Source organism: Sulfuricurvum sp. RIFOXYD12_FULL_44_77 (assembly GCF_001830725.1).
Lineage (GTDB): Bacteria > Campylobacterota > Campylobacteria > Campylobacterales > Sulfurimonadaceae > Sulfuricurvum > Sulfuricurvum kujiense_A.
The window spans coordinates 1-1,676 of record NZ_MIBU01000103.1; the positions used below are offsets into that span (position 1 = coordinate 1).

General features: G+C 44.1%; 2 protein-coding genes and 1 pseudogene. All 3 read right to left on the reverse strand.

Annotation, left to right across the window (positions count from 1 at the left end; genetic code table 11):
- Positions 1–283, reverse strand: a pseudogene (locus A2517_RS04520) (DUF302 domain-containing protein); the annotation flags it as partial.
- A 10-nt stretch (positions 284–293) separates the two neighbouring features.
- Positions 294–728 (reverse strand): DsrE family protein, encoded by a 435-nt coding sequence (locus tag A2517_RS04525; RefSeq protein ID WP_294894575.1) that lies wholly within the window; start codon positions 726–728, stop codon positions 294–296.
- 2 nt (positions 729–730) lie between these two features.
- Complete coding sequence (locus A2517_RS04530; RefSeq protein ID WP_294894577.1) at positions 731–1,636, reverse strand: MBL fold metallo-hydrolase; 906 nt, start codon at positions 1,634–1,636, stop codon at positions 731–733.
- Positions 1,637–1,676 lie beyond the last annotated feature (40 nt).

A 1,676-nucleotide genomic window follows, 5' to 3' on the forward strand; every position in this document is an offset into this window, starting at 1 on the left:
CAAAAATTCCCGCATCGGGATTGGCTTTTACCAATGTTTCCGAATGAGCTTTATGATACGCGGTCAAAAGATTGAACTGTGTAAAATCACTTTGTCCGAATTGAATTTTAAACGGTCCGTTCATTTCGCTGTTAGCTGAAATGACAAAACCGTTGGCTTCAAGTGCTTTTTCAATGACAGCAGCATTGTATTTACCATCCGCGTTCGGAATACTCAATAGGTGTAAATCACCGCCAAAAAGGGATAAAAATCCCGCCAAAACTGTTATGAGAAAAATTTTCATCTTTACTTCCTTAAGGTTGAATGTAAAATGCGCCCTCAGTGGCGCGCTCGATCACTTCGGCAATCCCTGCACTGACAATCTCAACATCAGGCGTTAGCTGGTCAGGGGTGATTTTTTTAGTCTCCATCGTATTGCCGCATGCGACAAATTCGACACCGTATTGCTGGAGTGCCCGAACCCGAACGGCAATCTCTTTTTCACTTTTAAGCAACGTACGGATACCGTGATAATAGGCCACAATACGCAAATGGATCTTTTCGGGACCGTAGAATTTGAGGAGATTGTTCGCCGTACTCAATCCGTGGTGAATCGATTCATCATCACCATGACTGATCCCCATCACCACTTCACGCGGTTTATTGATAGAGGGTTCAGGTTGTGCGAAACGAATATCCCCAAAAGCAAGTGTAGAGAATACGGAAACTAAAAATACTAATCGTTTCATTATTATTCCCACTCGAGTACCCGATACGAAGCTTCAACGTTATGGCGATGCGTACCCTCATAGAGTTTGTATTTTTTATAACCGTCCATCGTTACTTTTTTAATCGTATCCTCGATACTGAGACCCTCTGCAATTGCGGCACGAATCTCGTTACGCATCTGCGTGAAATAGTCTCTCGTCATCGCCGCCGCATCTTTATCGGTGCGGTTTCCATGTCCTCCGACGATGTGTTTGGCTTGTAACGTATCAAGCTCATCAAGTGCCAAGAGCCAGCCGTTAATATCTCCCCCTCGAACAGAGGGGAGACGATCATTAAAAATCAAATCAGCGGCAATCAGTACATTTGATTTCGGTAGATACACCACCATATCTTTTGCCGTATGGGCTTTATGTTTGGCAATTTTAAGCTCAAGTTTTTGATTACCGATGTTCAACGTTGTATCACTGCTGATCATCTCAGTCGGCAATGTAGGCTTCGTCTTAGCATACGCTTCGCCAGAGATATAGGTTTGCATTCGGGTAGGCTCGCTCATATCGGCACTCACCTTGAAATCATCGGATCCTAACACACGAATTCCCTGCTCGGTAAAATAGTTATTTCCCAACCAATGATCATCATGGATATGGGTGTTGATAACGAGTTTAACGGGGAGGGATTTGATTTTTTTCATCGCGTTATACGCCGACTCGGCATAGGCATACGAGGGACCGGTGTCGATGACAACGTATCCCTCTCCTGCATCGATGTAACAGCTGTTAACGATGTTTCCGTTGTTGGTTTTATCCATAATCTCAGGCTTCCCAAAAAAGCAGTGGACATCCGAGGTAACACGTACCGGTTTGAGGGCATAATCATACGCGCTCAAACTCGTGATCGTAAAGAATAAAGTTCCCAACAACGCTCTCATCATTTAGCCTTTAGAAGAGGTAGTTAATTTCGAAACGGTA

Excerpts from the sequence above, each read along its gene's own strand:
- A2517_RS04525 (WP_294894575.1), bottom strand. The coding sequence starts at position 728 with ATGAAACGATTAGTATTTTTAGTTTCCGTATTCTCTACACTTGCTTTT.
- A2517_RS04530 (WP_294894577.1), bottom strand. The coding sequence starts at position 1,636 with ATGAGAGCGTTGTTGGGAACTTTATTCTTTACGATCACGAGTTTGAGC.